At 69.3% G+C, this 3,399-nt stretch carries 4 protein-coding genes; 3 read left to right on the top strand and 1 reads right to left on the bottom strand.

The annotated features are described in order from the left end of the window. Nucleotides 1-1,086 (bottom strand): FAD-binding oxidoreductase (locus DSP71_RS14765; protein ID WP_147251328.1); only part of this gene is annotated, 1,086 nt, incomplete at its 3' end. 87 nt (nucleotides 1,087-1,173) lie between these two features. Between DSP71_RS14765 and DSP71_RS14760 the strand changes: the two genes are divergently transcribed. The 3 genes from DSP71_RS14760 (at nucleotide 1,174) to DSP71_RS14750 (ending at nucleotide 3,350) form a co-directional block, all read left to right on the top strand. Then, nucleotides 1,174-1,548 (top strand): CrcB family protein, encoded by a 375-nt coding sequence (locus DSP71_RS14760; RefSeq protein ID WP_113681463.1) that lies wholly within the window; start codon nucleotides 1,174-1,176, stop codon nucleotides 1,546-1,548. Beyond that, nucleotides 1,545-1,904 carry a CrcB family protein gene (locus tag DSP71_RS14755; protein WP_113681462.1) on the top strand — a complete coding sequence of 120 codons (360 nt, stop codon included), beginning with the start codon at nucleotides 1,545-1,547 and terminating at the stop codon, nucleotides 1,902-1,904. The genes DSP71_RS14760 and DSP71_RS14755 overlap by 4 nt, the downstream gene beginning before the upstream one ends. A gap of 177 nt (nucleotides 1,905-2,081) precedes the next feature. Then, nucleotides 2,082-3,350 carry a sugar ABC transporter substrate-binding protein gene (locus DSP71_RS14750; RefSeq protein WP_113681461.1) on the top strand — a complete coding sequence of 423 codons (1,269 nt, stop codon included), beginning with the start codon at nucleotides 2,082-2,084 and terminating at the stop codon, nucleotides 3,348-3,350. The last annotated feature ends 49 nt before the right edge of the window (nucleotides 3,351-3,399 follow it).

Below are 3,399 nucleotides of genomic sequence, written 5' to 3'. Positions count from 1 at the left end.
GGGCGCATTGGACAGACCCCACTTGGCGTAGCCGGTCGCGAAGCGGATGCGGCCGAGGCCACGGGGCATCGACCCGACGAACGGGATGAGGTCGTGCGACTCGTAGTCCTGTGCCGACCACCGATGCGTCTCCTCGGCACCGGGGAAATGCAGCTGCGCCCAGGCGACGAGGTCCTCCACCGCTGCCGCCTCGCTGTCGGACCGGCCGACCGGATGGCCGTTGCCTCCGACCACGAGCCGGGCTCCGCTGCCTGGGCCATCCGCCACCGTCACGGGACGGATCGACCGGGTGGGTCTGTCGACCGAGAGGAATGTGCCCTCCGGCACATCGCCGGGAACGCGGAACGACACGCAGTACGACCGGAGCCCCCGCACCTTGGCGAAGTAGAGCCCGCGGTCCGTGATGGGCGTGCCGGTCGCGAGCACGATGTGTTCGGCGAAGAGCGGTCCCTGTGCGGTGTCGACGCGCCCGGCGAACGCCTTGGTCCCCGTCGCCCTGACGCCTGTGTGCAGAGTCCCGCCCGAGGCGAGCAGCTCCGCGGCCAGCGCCACCGCGACGGCGACGGGATCGATGGCGACCTGATCGTCCAGCGCCACTGCGGCCGCCACGGGGAACGGGGTGGGCGGGAGCTCGGTGGGCGACAGCACCCTGGCAGGCAGACCCGCCTCACGAGCGGCGGCATGCTGCTCGTCCACCGTGTCGATGCCGTCAGGGCCCTGGGCGTAGGAATGGTCCGTGTGGCGGGTGAACGGAACACCCGAGAGCTCGGCGAATGCGAGCAGCCATTCCATTCCCGAGCGGTTGGCATCCACGTAGGCGCGCACGAGCTCTGCCGGATGGTGTCGACGGATCGTCGCGAGCTGCGCGCCCTGCAGCAGGGACAGCTTTCCGGTGTTCGCACCGCTGGCGAGCTCGGCTATCCCGCCGGCGTCGATCACCGCCACGTCGAGGCCCGCTCTGGTGAGCATGACCGCCGTCGAGAGCCCGGTGAGCCCCGCGCCCACGATCACGACGTCATGGCGCGCGCCGGACTCGAGAGGTGTTCCGGTCGGCAGGGTCCGGTCGAACTTCCACAGGGGATTCATGCGCTCAGTCAACGCGGCGCGCATCCCGGTATCCACCGCCTTGACATCCGGACGGTCCGCTGTCAGGCGGCGACTACAGTGGCGGACGTGAACCTTCGCCGCATCCTCCTGGTCGCCGCCGGCGGCACGGCGGGAACTGCGGCACGGCTCGGGCTGGGGCTCATGCTGCCGGATGTCGGGGGCTTCCCCGTGGCCGTGCTGGTCGCCAACGTCCTCGGGGCCCTCCTGATCGGACTGCTGGCCGCGCGCCTGCCCGCCACAGCCGAGCTCCGACTCGCGCTCGGCACCGGCGTGCTCGGCGGCTTCACCACCTACAGCGCCTTCATGACGGGCACCCTCTCCCTGTGGGCGGACGCGCCTGTCATCGCCGTCGCCTATGCGGTCGGCAGTCTCACGCTCGGGCTCGCCGCGGCGGCTCTGGGACTGCGTCTCGGTCGGCCGCGCGCGGGAGGGGCATCGTGAGTCCGCTCCTCTTCATCGGTGCAGCGCTCGCCGGAGGGGTGGGCGCGGTGCTGCGCTACCTCGTCGATCTCGGGGTCGCCCGCTTCACGGGCCGCCGTTTCCCCTGGGGCATCCTCCTCGTCAACCTCAGCGGCTCGTTCGCGCTCGGAGTCGTCGCCACTGCGCTGCCCGACGCGGCCTTCCTCCTCGGGGCGGGGCTGCTCGGTGGGTACACGACCTTCAGCACGGCGATGCTCGACACGGTCGCCCTGTGGCGTGACGGAGAGCGCCCGGCGTCGGCCTTCAACGCGGTCGGGATGCTGTTGCTCGGTCTGCTCGCCGCGGCTCTCGGTCTGGCTCTCGGTTCCGTTCTGTAGTCGTCGGGCCTTCCCGCATCGCGCATCCGCCCCCCGGCGATCGGACCATTCGCGCGATTCGAACGACTCGATGGTTGCGGGGGTGTCAACCTCGGGGTACTCTCCTTGTTAATCGATTAGCGCTAAACGATTAACAACCGTGAATCCGCGCACCGTGCACTGTCGAAGGAGACACCGATGCCCCGTACGACCCGCCGCGCTCTCGGCGCCATCGCCGCGTCAGCCGCAGCCGTTCTCGCCCTCAGCGCCTGCTCGTCCGGAACCGGGGGAGGGAGCTCGGACGGCGAGGTCACCCTGAGCTACGCCATCTGGGACGAGAACCAGAAGCCTGCGATGGAGGACATCGCCGCGGCGTTCACGAAGGAGCACCCGAACGTCACGATCGACATCCAGGTCACGCCGTACAAGGAGTACTTCACCAAGCTGCAGACTGCCGCGACCGGTGGTTCGGCGGCCGACGTGTTCTGGATGAACGGTCCGAACTTCCAGCTGTACGCCTCGAACGGTCAGCTCGCCCCCCTCGACGACGGCGGGATCGACGCGGCCGACTACCCGCAGGGCCTGATCGACCTCTACACCTACGACGGGAAGCTCTACGGGGCACCGAAGGACTTCGACACCGTCGCCCTCTGGTACAACAAGGCGCTGTTCGACGCGGCCGGAGTGGGATATCCGTCGGCGGGCTGGACGTGGGACGACTTCTCCGCCGCGGCCGCGAAGCTCACCGATCCTGCCACGGGGCAGTTCGGAGTCGCGGCAAGCCAGTACGGGCAGGAGAACTTCTACAACTCGATCGCACAGGCCGGTGGTGAGGTGATCTCCGCCGACGGCACAAAGAGCGGCTACGGGTCGCCCGAGGCGCTCGCCGGTATCGAGCTGTGGACCGACCTGATCGCCGCAGGATCGTCGCCAACGGCGCAGCAGATGACCGACACCAACCCCGAGGACTTCTTCCTCTCCGGCAAGGTCGCCATGTTCCAGAACGGATCGTGGGCGGCTATCGCCTACGCGGACAACGCCGACATCGGCGGCAGCGTCGACGTGGCCCCGCTTCCCGCCGGAGCAGAAGGCAACCAGAGCGTGATCCACGGCGTCGGCAACGTCGCCAATGCCAAGAGCGCGCACCTCGCCGAGGCCAAGCAGTTCGCCGAGTTCGCCTCCGGCGAGCAGGCGGCGAAGATCCAGGCCGAGACCGGCACCGTGATCCCCGCCTTCGACGGCACCCAGCAGGCGTGGGTCGATGCGTTGCCGCAGTACGACCTGCAGGTCTACATCGACGCGCTCGACGACGCCGTCCCCTACCCGGCATCGAAGAACACGTCGGCCTGGACGAGCATCGAGAGCGAGGTGCTCTCGCAGGTATGGTCGGGGGCGGTCGCCCCGGAGGAGGGTCTCCAGGACCTCGCCGAGCAGATGCAGGCGGCACTGGACGCCGAGCAGGAGTGATCGCATGACCGTCATCGCGCCACGCGCGGTCGAGACGGCGGGGCGGATG

It is taken from the genome of Microbacterium sp. H6, assembly GCF_003314775.1.
Lineage (GTDB): Bacteria > Actinomycetota > Actinomycetes > Actinomycetales > Microbacteriaceae > Microbacterium > Microbacterium oxydans.
This window is presented reverse-complemented; position numbering and strand designations above follow the sequence as displayed.

Coding starts and splice junctions, on each gene's coding strand:
- DSP71_RS14750 (WP_113681461.1), top strand. CDS start 2,082: ATGCCCCGTACGACCCGCCGCGCTCTCGGCGCCATCGCCGCGTCAGCC.